This window comes from Ureibacillus sp. FSL K6-2830 (genome assembly GCF_038004145.1).
GTDB classification, from domain to species: domain Bacteria; phylum Bacillota; class Bacilli; order Bacillales_A; family Planococcaceae; genus Ureibacillus; species Ureibacillus thermosphaericus.
Genome location: NZ_JBBOQR010000001.1, coordinates 445,023 through 462,454, shown reverse-complemented (window position 1 = coordinate 462,454; position 17,432 = coordinate 445,023). Strand labels below are relative to the sequence as shown.

At 36.1% G+C, this 17,432-nt stretch carries 16 protein-coding genes; 14 read left to right on the top strand and 2 right to left on the bottom strand.

Translation table 11 applies throughout. The features are described from left to right. The first annotated feature begins 53 nt into the window (after nucleotides 1–53). Nucleotides 54–326, top strand: a complete 273-nt coding sequence (locus tag NSU17_RS02285) for a hypothetical protein (protein ID WP_340704175.1) — start codon at nucleotides 54–56, stop codon at nucleotides 324–326. A gap of 681 nt (nucleotides 327–1,007) precedes the next feature. On the opposite strand, the gene NSU17_RS02280 is transcribed toward NSU17_RS02285, so the two are convergent. Then, nucleotides 1,008–1,193, bottom strand: coding sequence for a hypothetical protein (locus tag NSU17_RS02280; protein ID WP_340705528.1), 186 nt, complete (start codon nucleotides 1,191–1,193; stop codon nucleotides 1,008–1,010). Nucleotides 1,194–1,407: 214 nt separating this feature from the next. Beyond that, entirely contained in the window at nucleotides 1,408–1,746 is a 339-nt protein-coding gene (locus NSU17_RS02275) for a hypothetical protein (protein WP_340433598.1), read from the bottom strand. 1,159 nt (nucleotides 1,747–2,905) lie between these two features. Here NSU17_RS02275 and NSU17_RS02270 point away from each other — a divergent pair. The 13 genes from NSU17_RS02270 to NSU17_RS02210 all read left to right on the top strand — a co-directional run bounded on the left by NSU17_RS02270 (nucleotide 2,906) and on the right by NSU17_RS02210 (nucleotide 17,274). After that, entirely contained in the window at nucleotides 2,906–4,342 is a 1,437-nt protein-coding gene (locus NSU17_RS02270; RefSeq protein ID WP_340704174.1) for a DDE-type integrase/transposase/recombinase, read from the top strand. Between the two features lie 440 nt (nucleotides 4,343–4,782). Next, nucleotides 4,783–5,325: an NUDIX hydrolase gene (locus tag NSU17_RS02265; protein WP_340704173.1), complete on the top strand. Its 543-nt coding sequence runs from the start codon at nucleotides 4,783–4,785 to the stop codon at nucleotides 5,323–5,325. A 96-nt stretch (nucleotides 5,326–5,421) separates the two neighbouring features. Then, a complete protein-coding gene (locus NSU17_RS02260; protein WP_340704172.1) occupies nucleotides 5,422–5,934 on the top strand; it encodes a hypothetical protein in 513 nt (170 codons plus the stop codon). 64 nt (nucleotides 5,935–5,998) lie between these two features. Beyond that, a complete protein-coding gene (gene fur, locus NSU17_RS02255) occupies nucleotides 5,999–6,457 on the top strand; it encodes a ferric iron uptake transcriptional regulator (protein ID WP_016836900.1) in 459 nt (152 codons plus the stop codon). Nucleotides 6,458–6,718: 261 nt separating this feature from the next. Next, entirely contained in the window at nucleotides 6,719–7,621 is a 903-nt protein-coding gene (xerD, locus tag NSU17_RS02250) for a site-specific tyrosine recombinase XerD (RefSeq protein WP_016836901.1), read from the top strand. Nucleotides 7,622–7,646: 25 nt separating this feature from the next. Next, nucleotides 7,647–8,825: a phosphopentomutase gene (gene deoB, locus NSU17_RS02245; protein WP_340704171.1), complete on the top strand. Its 1,179-nt coding sequence runs from the start codon at nucleotides 7,647–7,649 to the stop codon at nucleotides 8,823–8,825. A 13-nt stretch (nucleotides 8,826–8,838) separates the two neighbouring features. Continuing rightward, the gene (locus NSU17_RS02240; protein ID WP_340704170.1) at nucleotides 8,839–10,143 is read left to right on the top strand and encodes a pyrimidine-nucleoside phosphorylase; all 1,305 of its coding nucleotides are present in this window, start codon (nucleotides 8,839–8,841) and stop codon (nucleotides 10,141–10,143) included. Between the two features lie 263 nt (nucleotides 10,144–10,406). Beyond that, nucleotides 10,407–12,128 (top strand): SulP family inorganic anion transporter, encoded by a 1,722-nt coding sequence (locus tag NSU17_RS02235; protein ID WP_340433610.1) that lies wholly within the window; start codon nucleotides 10,407–10,409, stop codon nucleotides 12,126–12,128. Nucleotides 12,129–12,288: 160 nt separating this feature from the next. Next, entirely contained in the window at nucleotides 12,289–13,563 is a 1,275-nt protein-coding gene (locus tag NSU17_RS02230) for an ISL3 family transposase (RefSeq protein ID WP_340704169.1), read from the top strand. Nucleotides 13,564–14,147: 584 nt separating this feature from the next. Further along, nucleotides 14,148–14,498: an anti-sigma F factor antagonist gene (gene spoIIAA, locus NSU17_RS02225; protein ID WP_016836905.1), complete on the top strand. Its 351-nt coding sequence runs from the start codon at nucleotides 14,148–14,150 to the stop codon at nucleotides 14,496–14,498. Continuing rightward, nucleotides 14,491–14,934 (top strand): anti-sigma F factor, encoded by a 444-nt coding sequence (spoIIAB, locus tag NSU17_RS02220; RefSeq protein ID WP_016836906.1) that lies wholly within the window; start codon nucleotides 14,491–14,493, stop codon nucleotides 14,932–14,934. Before spoIIAA ends, spoIIAB begins: the two co-directional genes overlap by 8 nt. A gap of 91 nt (nucleotides 14,935–15,025) precedes the next feature. Continuing rightward, nucleotides 15,026–15,820, top strand: coding sequence for a SigF/SigG family RNA polymerase sporulation sigma factor (locus tag NSU17_RS02215; RefSeq protein WP_096550769.1), 795 nt, complete (start codon nucleotides 15,026–15,028; stop codon nucleotides 15,818–15,820). Continuing rightward, nucleotides 15,817–17,274 (top strand): spore germination protein, encoded by a 1,458-nt coding sequence (locus NSU17_RS02210; RefSeq protein ID WP_340704168.1) that lies wholly within the window; start codon nucleotides 15,817–15,819, stop codon nucleotides 17,272–17,274. Before NSU17_RS02215 ends, NSU17_RS02210 begins: the two co-directional genes overlap by 4 nt. Nucleotides 17,275–17,432 lie beyond the last annotated feature (158 nt).

The following is a 17,432-nucleotide window of genomic DNA, read 5'->3' as shown; positions in this document are numbered from 1 at the left end:
ACACTTACCTCCAAAATCTTCACAAAAAATGATAAAATATACAAAATTTTAGAATGATGGGGGTTATGAAATATCTATTAAATATTAGTTTGTTATTGATTGTGATGTTGGTAGGTTGTGAATCGAATTTTGATAATCGTGTTAGTGAGGTTGAATATGCAAAAGAAATCATACACGAAGAACTAGATAATGAAAAGGATACTGAAGAACTAGATAAAAGATTTCAATCACGATTTCCAGACGCTAATGTATATAATAAGATTTGGTTTGATGTAACAAATGATGGCGTTGATGATCTAATCATTGTGTTTGACACGAATGATTAAAAAACAAATTTTGCTGTACTGACAGAAGGAATGTTTAATGCGCTATCTTTCAATGATATGAATAGCGATATTGTTTTTAGTAAAAGTAGTGAGTCAATAAAATTATTAGAAAATCCGAATCGGATGTTTTTTTCCATGCATGATAACAAGAAAAATTTTGATTTTGAACTTGAAGTAACAGTTGAATATGACAAAGAGAAAAATGATTCGAATATTGTAATAAAATCCATTGATTGATTAACGATATTCTTGTTTTTATTTTCGATATTGCAGTTAAACTTTTCGATTTCAGTCCATTCTCTTTGCAGATATCATAAATGCTTTTAGTGGAATGGGAAGATTATCTTGATTGGGCATGAAACAACAAGACATTCAAAATATTAATCTTTTTCATTCATAGTATTTTGCCTTCGCGCGAAATCGAAGTACCGACTACCTTGCGATTGGTGGTATCGGTGTTTTTTTAGTTATTACTTATTATAATCCTAAACCTTAAAAATGGAAGGCGACCCTATAGAGTGTGAGGTGCCTTCCATTTAATATATCTTTCGGCTACAACAAAATTCAGAAAAAATATAATTTATTTATATCAAAAAACACCCTCTAAACCTTTTTAGTCTCAACTTTCTTTCAAAATAGTCAATCATACTTTCCTCCCTTCTACAATTGTTGAAGTAGATATCATCGCTCATCATCTAAATCATTATCAAAAAATGATTTTTTCTTTTCTTCTGTAATACCAAATTTCTTCTCAATTGCTTGTCCAACGATTGAACTGTTAATCCCTCTTCTAACTGCAGTTTCGATAACAACAAAAAGAATTATTAAACTAACTATATATAGAATTATTGAAACCATAGGAATCACAAAAATCCCTCCATCGTCATTTTGTTAAATCCACTAATAGCATCTTATTTAATGCTTAAACTCTTAATCGTAATAAATAATTTTCCTGCAGAATTCATAATTGTATCCCTAATCCATTGGAGTTCATTCATAGTAGTAATTTTTGCCCGTACGGAAACTTCTGTTTTTTCACGGAGAATGCTATCAATTTCAAATTGACTTTCTAGTAACATATCTAAAAATGTCTGTAATTTATCCTCTCTTTTTTCCCGATATAAAATATAATTTTAATTTTATATTTTCTTTCGGAAAGTAAATACTGATTCAATGCCCAAATGTAATTTTTGGTTTTTTCATCAAAGTGACTGGGATCACTAAAAATTTTTGCTTGTCCACAGTGCTGGCAAATGGCTGTGTAGCGAACATGATATACACCAATACCTGGCTCTTCAACATTTACATATACTTCATAAGGAATGAACACATCATAGTTACAGAAACTGCAAATAATTGGCTCATCAAAAATCGTAATTCGACTTTTTAAGGGACGTAAAGGCTCATCTGTTCTGGTCATTTTTTATCACTTCCGTGTACTCAATAATCGATATGTGTTTTTGCAAAGAATGGTCATACCGAAATTTTTCTTGAAACAATCGAATATCACCACAAGATGTACAGGTAAAAGATTGCAATGTCAGTTTCTCTTTTTCATCCTTATTGAAAGTTACTCTATCCAAATAAACCTCGCGATGTGTAAATTCATAGTTTTGGCAAAATGAACAAATCAGTTGTTGATTACGAATTTTTATTTGATAAATGCCTTTTCTTCTAACCATCTTTTCACTCCTACACAAAACCTATACTTTATTTTACCGTATTTTGAATAATTTGGATTTCTAGTGATGTAAAAATAGAATCTAAGGCTTTCAAGTGTTAAAACTCATATGAATGTATAAAACTACCTAAATTACTGTAAAAGTGGGGTCTAGAAGACGATCACTGTTTTATGAATTTGCGACAAAGCAAGTTCTATTAACAAAATAGTACCCAGAATGAGTTTAAATACAATCTACCAAAAAATTATAAATTTCCAAATAATATAATAAAGAAAATTCTGAATCCATATAATCCGGTTTTGGGGTTTTATGTTTTGCAAAATGCTTTTCAATTAAAGAACTAATAGTTATAGAAAAAGTTATCAGAATAAATTGCTAAGAATCTAGTAAATGTCAAGGGGGCGGTTAGGGGCTATTCACTAACCCTAATTTTTCCCCAGTTATACCTAAGTTTTCGATAGGTTTACTACCACCAAACCATTATAAAGGATTTTTTTATAGAAAAATATAGTTACAGAAAATTCAGATTTATTATGTCTGTTGATATTTTTTATGCGACACTAGTGTAGAAAATTAAATTAAAAATAGCAAATTTAAAATATAAAAATCCAACTAGCGATTATTTTAAAGCCTTTAATATGACCATTAGCAAAAAATAATAATAGGAAATAGAAAAAAGGATAATCAGAGCGAGCTCATAATTCTTCTTTTTTCCATATTGATGCCCATGTAATAACCCCTAACAAACCCAACGTATTGTCAAAAATTTATAGATAAAATCTAGATGATTTATTGATATATAAGGTTTTATAAACAAAAAACTTGCCACCCCCTTAAAATTAGGGTATTTATGAGGTAACCACACACTCAAAAATCCCTAATGAAGGAAGTGACAAGTTGTTACCTCAATTATTAACCTATTTGCTTGAATATATCAAGTACCAAGATCAAATGATTCGAACATTACTTACCCTTCTGATTGGAAAAAACATGTTTGATAAGCCAACTGAAAAGCCTGTCAATAAGCCTTATCAAAAACTCCAGGTGGATGAGCTGCCAATCATTGAAACTCTACAAAAGCTTGATTATCAAATTCTTCTCAAAGAATATTTGGAGAAGAACGGGAAACCTCTCAAACCTGTTCAGAGACGCTCCAATTCAAAAGGTAAAGTACCTTCATCCATGAAATGTCCAAGGTGTGGTGCTCCGTCAGATTATCTTTATGCCAATAACGGAGGTAAAGGACAGTATCAATGCAAGGTGTGTGCGTGTCTGTTTAATAAAAAGAATCAATATGCCAAGGAGGCTGTACTAAAATGTCCACACTGTTCGAAAACACTCGAGAAGATCAAGGAAAGAAAAGATTTTCTCGTATTTAAGTGCAAAAACAATGACTGTCCGTATTACAAAAAGAAACTGCGAGGAATGTCTAAAAAAGAGAAAAAGCAGTTCGAAAAGGATCCTCAGTCTTTTAAAGTTCGATACATATTCCGTCAGTTTCAAATTGATTATCAGCCGTTAGCCAAACATTCACCTAAGAAGCCAAAAGTGGATTTGTCCAGGCTTCATGTGTCACCGCACACATTGGGGCTCATTTTAACCTACCATGTAAACTATGGCTTATCGGCTCGGAAAACAGCTGCACTGATGAAGGATGTTCATGGTGTACCCATCTCTCACCAGAGTATATTGAATTACGAAAACAGCGTAGCACTTCTGCTCAAACCTTATGTGGATCATTATCCTTACGAGCTTTCTGATCAATTCTGCGGAGACGAAACATACATTAAGGTGAATGGCCGTTGGCATTATCTTTTTTTCTTTTTTGATGCGGTAAAGAAAATTATTCTGTCCTACCCTGTTTCTCCAAATCGTGATACAGTATCAGCCATTCGCGCGATTGATGAGGTCTTATGGAAGATGAAAGAGATTCCTGAAGACCTCACCTTTGTCGTAGATGGCAATCCGATTTACCTTTTAGCACAACACTTTTTTGCCCAGCACGGTATTACGTTTGATGTGAAGCAGGTCATTGGACTAACCAACGAAGACCCGGTTTCAACGGAATACAGACCGCTAAAACAAATTATTGAAAGACTGAATCGAACATTTAAGGGTAATTACAGATCGACACACGGATTTGGATCCGATCACGGATCCGTTTCTTATGTGACTTTGTTTGTGGCTTATTTTAACTTCTTGCGGCCACATTCAGCCCTGGAAGGCAAAGTGCCTGTAGTCATTCCAGAACTAAAAGAACTGCCGAATATGCCTGCACGTTGGATAAAACTGATTGGTTTAGCTCAACAATGGCTAGTAGAGCAAACTGCCTAACTTTTTGTTTAGCAGAGCCCTTACCAGCATCGGCGAAGCGAACTCTTGACAAACCGAACCAGTCAATGGTTTAAAATGGGAATTGGCAAGGGCTTCTTTGGTGTGCCTTCTTTTTGTTCCCTTCGCCCTTGTTGGTTCGAAATCAAACCATTGACGTGTTTGTCAAGAGCGATTGCGGCGGCATTTTCTCTATTTTCGTTAGAACACATCCTTCCAATACTGAGTTTTCATAGAACTTTTGACACTACCAAACCCAAAACAATCCTAACGAACCCCAATATCATTCTGTTTTATGCTTGATTTTACCATCTTTATCATTTTAGGGAATCTTGAAAAAATTTGATGATTCGCTTTTGGCGCTTTCCGATATACAAATTGCTTTTCATTTAAAGAACTAATGGTACAATGAATTCAGTATGAAGGATAAGCGAGGAATTGGTATGAAAAAATTTGAAGAAAAAACGATTCATTCGACAGAGATTTATAAAGGAAAAGTTGTTACGTTAACAGTGGATGATGTGATTTTGCCAAATGGGAAACCTTCCAAACGGGAAATTATTCATCATCCTGGAGCAGTTGCGATTATTCCAATTACCAATGAAGGAAAGATTGTTTTAGTAGAACAATATCGAAAAGCGTTGGAACGTTCAATAATTGAAATTCCAGCAGGGAAGTTGGAACCAGGAGAAGATCCAGCCGTCTGTGCACGAAGAGAATTGGAAGAGGAAACAGGTTATGGTGCAAGACAATTGACATATATTCAATCGTTCGCAACATCCCCTGGATTTGCAAATGAAATCATCCATCTTTATGTGGCAAAAGATTTATATAAAATAGAAGAAAAACGAGAATTGGATGAAGATGAATTTGTATCCATCATAGAAGTAACGTTAGAAGAAGCGGAAGAAATGGTGAAAAACCAGCAAATCTATGATGCGAAAACAGCATTTAGCGTGCTTTGGGTAAAATTAAACGAAATGTAAAATTATGAAGAGCGAAATTTTGATAGAATTTACTAAAATTCGTACTAATAAACCCCGTGGACGAGCATAAGCTGTAACAACGAAAGGAGAATGCTTATGTTTCGTTCCGTACAAGTTATTCAATATGGATTTTTACTAGCAATAGGTTTTGTCAGTGGGGTTATTTGTTTCCAAGCTTTTTCTTTGGACAAGTCTATGAATCTTATTAAGTTAGTGGATCCGCGTGTGTTAGAACTATCAGATGTCACTATGTGGCAAACGATATTACCAATTGTTGCATGGGGATTATTTGTATTATTTTTTACAACTCACCCATATCTCCATTTTTTTGCTAGACTAGTAGTAGCAGTAAAGGCCACATTTTTTGGTTTCGGTTCGGTATTTTTGTTAACTCAACAAGAATCGATTCTTGTCTATAGTGTTTGGTGGTTTCCATTTCAACTAATTTATTGTATCTTACTATTAGCGCTATGTTCTGTATTTGGAACTAGAAAAGTAGGGCCGAATCGAAAGTTTGTTTTTAATAAACATTTATTTATTACATTAGTGGTTGCTTTTACAGTGATGTGCGTTGGGGAAATGTTCGTTATTTCATCTATCATTAATTAGTCCCCTAATCTTGTAATTAATTTTAGACTTTTGTTATAATGGAATGTGTTTAGGAGGGCGTCATATGGAAAGCCGTATTGATCGTATAAAAAAGCAATTACATAGTGCTGGCTATAAACTGACGCCACAGCGTGAAGCGACAGTTGCAGTACTATTAGAACATGAAGAGGATCATTTAAGCGCAGAAGATGTATATCTATTAGTAAAAGAAAAAGCGCCTGAAATTGGTCTAGCTACCGTGTACCGCACTCTAGAATTATTAACAGAACTAAAAATTGTCGATAAAATTAATTTTGGAGATGGCGTTTCCAGATATGATCTTCGACAAGAAGGTGCAAAACATTTCCATCATCACCTAGTATGTATTGAGTGTGGTTCAGTAGATGAAATTCAAGAAGACTTATTAGAAGAAGTAGAAATGGTAGTAGAAAAGCGATGGAATTTTATAATTAAAGACCATCGTCTCACATTCCATGGAATTTGTCATCGTTGCCAAGAAAAACATGATCATGAAGATGAGTAATCCCTAAATAGGTAATCCCTATTTAGGGATTTTTTGTCGAATAATCGTTAGAAATTCAAATGCTTTCGAAATCCGTTGAAATACTTGCAGAATTGTAAAGTTTGCACGATTTTTCGCAATAAAATGCAGAATGATGATGATAGAGAATATCAATTATTTAAGATTTCTTGCATCTGATTCCTAATAAAAAAATGTTAAATCTTGTATGCTTTCATAAAAATCTCTATCATTTTATAGAAAGGAAGGGACAGGTGAGAAAAAATGAAAGAAGCGCAAGAAGCCGTCCTAGATTATCTCCATTTTCTAAGAGTAGAACGGCAATATTCTGAAAATACGTTAGCATCTTATAGAAGGGATTTAGAAGATTATATTGAACATTTACATAAAGGGCAAAAATTAGAGCGGTTAAATGATGTTGATCGTACTAGAATTCTAGTCTATTTGGAGCATTTAAGGGATAATGGCAAATCTTCTCGAACGATTGCCCGCCACATTTCATCAATCCGTTCATTCCATCAATTTTTATTAAGGGAAAAAATCACTGATCATGATCCTACAGTACATTTGGAAATGCCTCAAATTGAAAAGACATTGCCGAAAGTGTTATCCATTGCAGAAATCGAAGCATTAATACATGCACCTGATCGTTCCAAACCCCAAGGTATCCGTGATGTGGCTATGATTGAATTGCTCTATGGTACGGGTATGCGGATTAGTGAATGTATTGAACTTAATTTAGAAGATGTGCATTTATCGATGGGATTTGTGCGCATTTATGGAAAAGGTGGAAAAGAGCGAATTGTTCCTCTAGGAAAGAGCGCACTTTATGCATGTGAAACATATTTGCAACAAGCTCGTCATCTGTTGCAAGGGAATTATCCAAAAACAGATGCGTTTTTCATTAACCGTAGAGGAAAACGTTTAACGCGGCAAGGATGTTGGAAACTACTGAAACAGCATGCTTTAGCTGCAAATATCAAAAAGGAAATGACTCCCCATACTTTGCGGCATAGCTTTGCTACACATTTAATTGAAAACGGAGCGGATCTCCGCTCGGTACAAGAAATGTTAGGACATGCGGACATTTCTACAACACAAATTTATACACATATTAGTAAAACAAGACTTTCAGAAGTATATAAGCAATTCCATCCTCGTGCGTAGATTGTCAATGATAAGGAGGAAAAAAATGAAACCATTTAAAAGAATTCATTTAATCGTATTGGATTCAGTAGGAATTGGGGAAGCACCAGATGCAGAGAAATTCGACGATGTTGGAAGCGATACGTTAGGTCATATAGCAGAAGAAATGAATGGGTTACGCATGCCCAATATGGAGGCGTTAGGTTTAGGAAATATCCGAGAAATAAAAGGTATAAAAAAGGTTTCTAGACCGAAAGCCTATTACGGAATGATGCAAGAAGCTTCAGCAGGAAAAGATACGATGACCGGTCATTGGGAGATTATGGGGTTACGAGTAGATCAACCTTTTAAAGTATATCCAAATGGTTTCCCGGATGACTTAATTAAGCAGCTAGAAGAGAAAACGGGGCGCAAAGTAATTGGGAATAAACCTGCAAGCGGAACCGCCATTATTGAAGAATTGGGACAAGAGCATATGGAGACGGGAGCAATTATTGTCTATACATCCGCTGATCCAGTTCTTCAAATTGCTGCCCATGAAGACATTGTCCCATTAGAAGAATTATATAAAATTTGTGAAATTGCACGAAATCTTACTCTAGAGCCGGAGTATCTAGTTGGGCGTGTGATTGCTCGACCTTTTGTAGGAACACCTGGAAACTTTACTCGTACTGCGAATCGACATGATTATGCAATCAAGCCGTTTGGAAGAACGACGATGAATGAACTTAAAGATCATGGTTTTGATGTGATTGCCCTTGGGAAAATTTCGGATATCTATAACGGTGAAGGGGTAACGGAAGCCATTCGCACGAAAGATAATATGGACGGAATGGATAAATTAGTAGAAGCGGTAAAACGAGATTTCCACGGATTAAGTTTTTTAAATTTAGTAGACTTCGATGCGTTGTATGGACATCGGCGAGACCCAATTGGTTATGGAAAAGCGTTGGAGGAATTCGATCAGCGATTACCAGAAGTGCTCGAGTTGTTAAAAGAAGACGATTTACTCATCATTACGGCAGATCACGGAAATGATCCAACCTTTAAAGGAACAGACCATACTCGTGAATATGTACCATTGCTCGTATATTCGAAAAGATTCAAAGAAACAGGAGATTTAGGTTTGAGAAAAACTTTTGCGGACATTGCAGCAACAATTGCTGAAAACTTTAATGTTCCCGCACCGGCGAATGGTACGAGCTTTTTGTCTAATTTAATTTAACGGGGTGAGTCAAATGAGAATGGTGGATATTATTGAGAAAAAGAGAGATGGGAAGGAGCTTTCAACAGAAGAAATTCAATTTTTTGTCAAAGGATATACAGAAGGTTCAATCCCAGATTATCAAGCTGCAAGTTTACTAATGGCCATTTATTTTCAAGATATGACAGAAAGAGAACGAACAGATTTAACAATGGCGATGGTAGAATCGGGGGATACCATTGATTTATCTGCCATACAAGGAGTTAAGTGTGATAAACATTCTACAGGTGGTGTTGGAGATAAAGTGACTATTTGTTTATCTCCTATGGTGGCTGCTTGTGGAGTTCCAGTTGCGAAAATGAGTGGACGTGGGTTAGGACATACTGGTGGAACGATTGATAAACTTGAGTCTATTCCTGGTTTTCAAGTGGAACTATCTAGCGGCGAGTTTATTCAACAAGTCAATAACATCAAAATGGCAGTTGTTAGCCAAAGCGGAAATTTAACGCCCGCGGATAAAAAAATCTATGCTTTAAGAGATGTGACAGGTACCGTACCTAGCATTCCTCTCATTGCGAGTTCCATTATGTCCAAAAAAATTGCGAGTGGTGCTGATGCCATTGTTTTAGATGTAAAAGTCGGTGAAGGGGCATTTATGAAAACGGTCGAAGAGGCAGAAAAGTTAGCCCATGCAATGGTGAAAATCGGCAATCAATTAGGAAGAAGAACGATTGCTATTTTATCCGATATGAGTCAACCGCTCGGCTATGCTGTCGGAAATGCCCTTGAAGTAAAAGAAGCAATTGAAGTGCTAAAAGGGAATGGCCCGGAAGATGTAAAAGAGCTTTGTTTAACCCTTGGCTCACAAATGGTTTATCTTAGTGGCAAAACACAAACCCTTGAAGAGGCTAGGACGAAGGTGGAAAATGTATTAGCAAACGGAAAAGCATTGGAAGTGTTTAAAGCATTTATTGCTTCTCAAGGTGGAAATCCATCAATTGTGGATGACCCAACTTTATTACCACAGGCAAAATTTCAAGTTGAGATTCCAGCAACTGAGTCAGGTCATGTAGAAAAAATAATTGCCAACGAAATCGGTGTAGCCGCTATGCTTTTAGGGGCTGGAAGGGCAACAAAAGATTCCGAAATTGATTTATCTGTTGGAATCGTGTTAAATAAAAAGGTTGGAGACTATGTTGAAAAAGGTGAACCACTAGCAACGATTCATTCAAACCGAGAAAATATCAATGAGATTAAAGAAAGAATATATTCGAACATCTTCATATCGAATCAAAAAGTAGAAGCTCCTTCTTTGATTAAAGGGATTGTTGCAGAATGAAACTTTTGCATGTGGTAATACACGCAAAATGAATAGATCTACTATTATTAAACGATTTAAAAAGAGTGAATGGTGAGTTTTCCAATTCGCTCTTTTTCGTTTTCTTGCAATTTATGATGGTTATGAATAAAAGGGTTCGATATTCTTAATTTAAGAGACTAAAAAAGTTCTAAATTTTTCATAAAAAATATGACAAAAATATGAAAAATGTATATTATTAACTTAATAAAGCAATAAAAGAGAAAATTAAAGAAGGGATAAGAGTGGGTAAAATTTGGCGGGGGAGATTTGAAGGGTATTCGTTAAATTCTTTTAAAAAAGATTTAGTTTCAGGGACAATTGTTGGAATAGTCGCTATTCCTTTAGCGATGTCTTTTGCGATTGCCTCTGGTGTGAAGCCAGAGTATGGAATTTATACGGCAATCATTGCGGGGATTCTTATTTCACTATTTGGGGGATCGAAATATCAAATTGGTGGACCAACAGGTGCTTTTGTTCCTATTTTATTAGGCGTTGTACTTGTATATGGCTATGAAGATTTGCTGCTTGCCGGTCTGATGGCGGGAATTATGCTCGTATTAATGGGTGTATTGCGACTAGGAGTGCTTATTCAATATATTCCTAGACCTGTTACAATCGGTTTTACTGCTGGGATTGCAGTAATCATTTTTACTGGACAAATTGCTAATTTTCTAGGATTGCAAGGTTTGGAGCAGCATGAGCGTTTCATTGATAACATGTGGGAAATCGCCTCTCATTTGAATACAATGAATGTCTATAGTATTTTTATTGCCATATTATGTTTGGCTATCATCCTCATTACTCCTAAAGTGTTGCCAAAAGTGCCGGGGCCATTAATGGGCATTGTTATTTCGTCAGTTGTTGCTGCTATTTTCTTTAATGGACAAGTGGCTACCATTGGTTCTACTTACGGAGCTATTCCTAACACATTGCCACAATTAAAATTACCGGAAATTTCCCTTGAACGATTGGTGTCTTTGTTGGGGCCAGCTTTTGTCATCGCCATGTTAGGTGCAATCGAGTCATTGTTATCTGCAGTAGTTGCTGATGGCATGACAAATAGTAAACATAATTCAAATCGTGAATTAATTGGACAAGGTATAGCGAATATGGTAACGCCACTATTTGGTGGTATTCCTGCAACTGGTGCAATTGCCCGCACAGCAACGAATATTAAGTTCGGAGCTACATCGCCTATGTCTGGTGTTATTCACGGACTATTTGTTCTCATCACATTATTGTTGTTTGCGCCTTTAGCGGTGCATATTCCGTTAGCCAGTTTAGCTCCTGTGTTAATGGTTGTTGCATGGAATATGAGTGAGCGTAAACATTTTGCTCATGTATTAAAACTAAAATCAGGGGATTCACTTGTATTAATTATTACGTTTTTACTGACTGTTTTTACAAGTTTAACAATCGCAGTGTTTGTAGGATTGTTGTTGGCCATCTTGTTATTTGTAAAACGAATGAGCGACATGCTGATAGTGTCGAAAGTATTGCCCGACCATAAAAATAACGGAAAAGTTCAATCCCATGTCGTAAGTGAATCTCGGGATTGTCCTCAAATTAGTATCTATACAATTGAAGGTCCACTGTTTTTCGGTGCAGCCCAAACCTTTGAAGAACGAATTTTAAAGTCCCTTCACTATAAACCGCAAATTCTTGTACTTCGAATGGGGAAAGTGCCATTTATTGATGCAACCGGTGAGGCATATTTGCGAAATATTGTTCGCAATTTTAAATCACAAGGTGGACGACTGCTTGTAACAGGCGTACAACCAAGTTTGAAAACCTTATTAAATAAAAGTGGTTTAACAAATGAAATAGGTGAACATAACTTTTTCGAACATACTGGAGATGCCATTAATTGCGCATTAGGATGCGTTAACCGAAACAGTTGTATTGGATGTAAACATTACGCTTTCCGTGAATGCGAAGAATTATCAACAACAAAAATTAGTTAAAATGATTGGAAGGACAGATTTGAAAATATTGGCTCTATAATATTTGGTGTTGGTGAGTATAAACCAGCACCAATTTTTTTGAACAAAAAAAAATGAGACAGTGACAAAACTCTGGTAAAATGTAATCGACCAAAACCACATTTACAAGGAGTGATGTCACATGTCTCATCATTATTCTATACGTAATTTATTAAATATTAAAGACAAAAATATCACATTTGATGAAAATTTTTGTGCAGAAGAACTCATTAAAGGGGTCCAATCAAAAGTCTTTTATGGCCAATTAACTTACCAACCAAAAGCTTGTTATGCTTGTGGACATGTCTTTGATGATCAAATCATTAAACACGGTTTTAAAACGTCTCTCATTAAAATGCCTAGCATTTCAGGTTTTCATACCTACTTAAAATTGCGTAAACAGCGTTATTTCTGTAAACATTGTCATTCCACGTTTACTTTAAAAACGAGCGTCGTGGCTAAAAACTGTTGTATTTCCAACAATACTAAAGTATCGATTGCTTTAAATGCCAAAGATAAAATATCCGAAAAAGATATTGCGATGAAACATAATGTTTCTCATGCCACTGTCAGTCGAGTCATTGACAGCTTTTATAGCTACTATCAACCAAATGTTCACTACCTTCCAAAGCATTTGTGTTTTGATGAGTTTAAATCAGTGAAATCCGCAGCTGGAGCGATGTCCTTTATTTTCTGCGACTCTGAAACGGGGGAGATGGTGGATATCGTGGAGGACCGAAGATTACATGTCCTCAAAGAGTATTTCTTACGGTATTCCAAGAAGGCGAGAGATGCGGTAAAAACGATTGTCATCGATATGTACAGCCCTTATATTTCCTTAATCCAAGAAGTTTTCCCTAAAGCGGAAATCATACTCGACAAATTCCATATCCTCCAACTATTTAGCAGAGCTTTAAACAAAACGCGCATCAACGTCATGAATCGGGATAAAAAGAATTACAATAAATTGAAAAAATACTGGAAGCTCCTTCTGAAAGATCAAACAAAACTTGATTATAAGAACTATAAATATCATCGTTGCTTTAAAAAGCATATGTGTGAGGTGGAGATTCTCCACTATCTCATTGATTTAGATTCTGAATTAAAAGCGTCCTATGAGTTATACCAATACGTTCGACATTGCATCAAAACCAAAGACTTTGAGCTCTTGAAGAAAACCTTGGCGAATAAACAGAACAGCGTTTCCAGCTATATGAAAACCGCCATCAAGACAATAAACAAATACATAAATTACGTGGAGAATACGTTGAAATATGATTATAACAACGGCATTTTAGAGGGGATTAATAACAAAATCAAAGTGATTAAACGCATTTCTTTCGGTTATCGATCCTTCTATCACTTTAGAAACCGAATATTCATTACCCAAAACTTAGCGAAAATAAAAACAGCTTAGGGGAACCTCGAATTTCCCCTAAGCCATCCGATTACATATTACCAAATAATGTCACTAAAATTTATTCACCAACACCATTTGACAAAGAACCAAAATATTTTGGTTCAAATCTGTCCTTAATTATGTTTAAAATTATCCTTTTTTTCCATACTAAAGCTGATTAGGTAATCTCTTCTTATCTTGACGTTTCATGATGACGCCAAATTCCAGTGCAAAAAAGCATAGGTCAAGTGGAATAAGGGAAGGCGGGTTGGATAACTGGATTGTAGGATTGAAGCATTATTTGATTGAATGCCAATTGTATGCTGTGAGTTAATAGATTTATGAATTGATGACGCCTTTCCAGATGAGCTTGCAATCCGTTTATCGACTCCTACTAGCGTTCTTCGTTATTTCGCAAGCTCGTCAAATTGATTCGTTTGTATAGGTGGTGGATGAAGAAAGCATGAGAAACGAGTAAAACATATTATTTAAAAGTTTTTGTCGTATTTTTACTAGTTTCGGCGAATTTCTTCTACTATTGTCAACCGAAAGGGATTTTGACGTGCTATGTGGAATTGCGAAGGGAGGAGGCGATGTAACGGATGAATTTTGAAATAAATATGGAAAGAGATATTGCCATCATTCGATTATATGGCGAATTGGATCATCATGAAACGGAAAAAATTCGTACTCACATTTCTCAAACGATTTTAAAAGGAAATCTGCACACTATCATTTGGAATTTAGAGAGATTAAATTTTATGGACAGTTCAGGGATTGGCCTCATCTTAGGCCGCATGCGAGAGTTAAGTGCGGTCAATGGACAAACCATCATTTTAAACCCTTCAAATACGATGAAAAAAATATTTCAATTTTCGGGGTTAAGCAAGTATGTGATGGAGGGTAAAGAAGAAGAGGCGATCTTATATGCAAGGGGGATTGTGAATGGATAATGAAATGACACTTTCATTTGTAGCTTTAAGTGAAAATGAGAGCTTAGCGAGAATTGCGGTAACAAGTTTTGTGGCTCAATTAGATCCAACAATTGATGAACTATCTGAATTCAAAACGATTGTTTCAGAAGCTGTATCCAATGCAATCATTCATGGATATGACGAGGATGGCAAAGGGATTGTCACTGTCCATGCAGTTCGCGAAGGAGATGTCGTTTCAGTAGCTGTGAAAGATCAAGGAAAGGGGATTCCGGATATTAAAAAAGCTATGGAGCCTTTATTTACGACAAAGGCAGATATGGAACGGTCTGGGATGGGCTTTACCATCATGGAAAGTTTTGCAGATCATCTTCAAGTGGAATCTGAACCTGGTGTTGGAACGGTCGTTACTTTTTCCAAAAAATTTCACTCGATGAAAATGACGCAAATATCTTAACAACATGAGTGAAATTCAACACCTTTGAGTTTAAAAGAATAATTTTTGAATTGGATGCCAATATTAAAGGTATTTGGAAGAAGTAAGGGGGATGAGGACAATCGAACAGCCGTCCAATGTTTTGTTAACGCAAGAAGAGATGCGGGAGCTCATTAAGCTTGCTCAGGCCGGCGATATGGAAGCACGAAAACAGATGATTGAAGGAAATACGCGGCTCGTATGGTCGATTGTTCAACGCTTTGCTTCTCGAGGAGTAGAGCTTGAAGATCTATTTCAAATTGGTTGTATTGGATTAATGAAATCGGTGGATAAGTTTGATTTATCATATGATGTAAAGTTTTCAACTTATGCTGTTCCAATGATTATCGGAGAAATTCAGCGCTTTTTGAGAGATGATGGAATGGTGAAGGTTAGCCGTTCCATCCGAGAGTTAAATTTTAAAATACGTCAAGTCACCGATGAATACTTAAAGACCAATGAGAAGCCGCCTTCAGTCTCAGAATTAGCGGAAATGCTTGGTGTGTCACAAGATGAAATTTTAGTGGCAACTGATGCAATGAGAGATCCGGCGTCTCTTCATGAACAGTTGTTTGAGTCAGAGGGAGACTCCATTACGTTAATGGATCAAATGAAGGATGAAAAATCTGAATTACCGTTTCAATATATTTCATTAAAAGAAGTATTGAAAAAGCTTGATAAGCGTGAACAAGCAATCATTTACTTACGTTATTATTTAGATTTAACGCAAACGGATATTGCTGAAAGGCTTGGCATATCTCAAGTTCAAGTATCAAGGCTAGAAAAGAAAATCTTAGCCCAATTAAAACAATGGATGGATACTTCATCAAATACATCAAGTAAAACAAAAAAGACGGTGAATAAATGACGAACAAAATTTTTGCATCATTAGATGAGGCGAAAGAGTTCTTATATTCAAAATTTGGTAAAGATGAATCTTTCGATGTCTGTATTAAAGAAGTTCATGTCAAAGATTTGCCTGTACTATGCGTATATATCAGCGGTCTTGTTGATGGAATGACGCTCACTGTGCAATTAACACCGCTTTATTTTGATAGTGAAGAAAAACAATCTGCTCATTCGGTTAAAAATGACGACATCTATTTTGACAATATGTTCAACTTTTATGGAAAAGCTGAGCCGAAAGATAAAGAAGAATTTCTGCTCGGCGTTTTAAGTGGTCAAGTTGGGTTTGTGACACAACAAGGCTACGCCTACTTAACAGAGCTAAGAAGTTATCCAGGTCGTCAACCGGATGAACCGGATAATGAAAAAGTTATTCGAGGTTCCCGAGATGGGTTTGCTGAAAATATTATGCTAAATACGGCGCTCATTCGCAGGAGAATTCGAAGCCCAGAGCTGCGTTTTGAACTATATAAAATCACAACAAACGGAAGAACTGATGTTGCAATTGCCTATATTAAAGATATTGTCAATGACAAACATTTAAAGTGGTTGAAGCAACGTTTAGAAGAAATTAACCACGATGGATTGACGATGGCAGACAAAACATTAGAGGAGTGGATTTTTAAACAAAGGTTTCACCCAGTTCCGTTTGTTCGGTATTCGGAAAGACCGGATATTGTTGCCGCCCATTTGCTTGAAGGCCATATTGCCATTGTCGTTGATACGTCTCCGTCGGTTATTTTGCTGCCGATTACGATTTTCCACTTAATGCAGCACGCCGAGGAGTATCGACAATCACCCTTTGTTGGTTCAACCATTAGATTTTTACGTTATACTGCAATTCTTTTAAGTTTAACATTTATGCCGATTTGGTATTTGCTGGCCACCCATGAGCAATATTTACCGGAAGCACTTGATTTTATCGGTTCAAAAGAAGAATCGAATATTCCATTATTATTGCAAATCATCATTGCCGACTTAGGTTTGGAATATTTGAGAATTGCGGCAATCCATACACCAACGCCACTATCCACTGCAATGGGGTTAGTAGCGGGTGTAATCATTGGACAAATTGCCATTGATGTAGGTTTATTTTCACCTGAAGTTGTACTTTATGCAGCAGTTGTCGCAATATTCACTTTTTCCATTCCAACCTTCGAATTAAGTGTTTCCATAAAATATTTCCGTTTTATTGTATTAGGTTTAACAGCCTTATTTGGACCTAGTGGATTTTTCATCGGCTTCTTCTTCATCTTTTCGTATTTTTGTGCACTACGGCCGATGCAAATTCCTTACATGTGGCCACTAGTACCATTTTTCCCCAAAGCCTTCTTAAGGGTATTCATTCGATTCCCGATGGCAGACGATGCCCTCAGGCCATATATTGTTGGAGCAAAGCAGCGGAAACGTGTTTAAATTCAGTTGCGAAAGATGTGCGCCTATGTTAAAGTTCAAACATAAAACTAAAAATTTAAGGCTGTCCAGTGTCAAAATATTCAATCTATATTGTATAGATGATTTAATTCAGGGAAAGTTGGCGAAATTGGGCTTTCCTACCATTTTATCTGCTGACT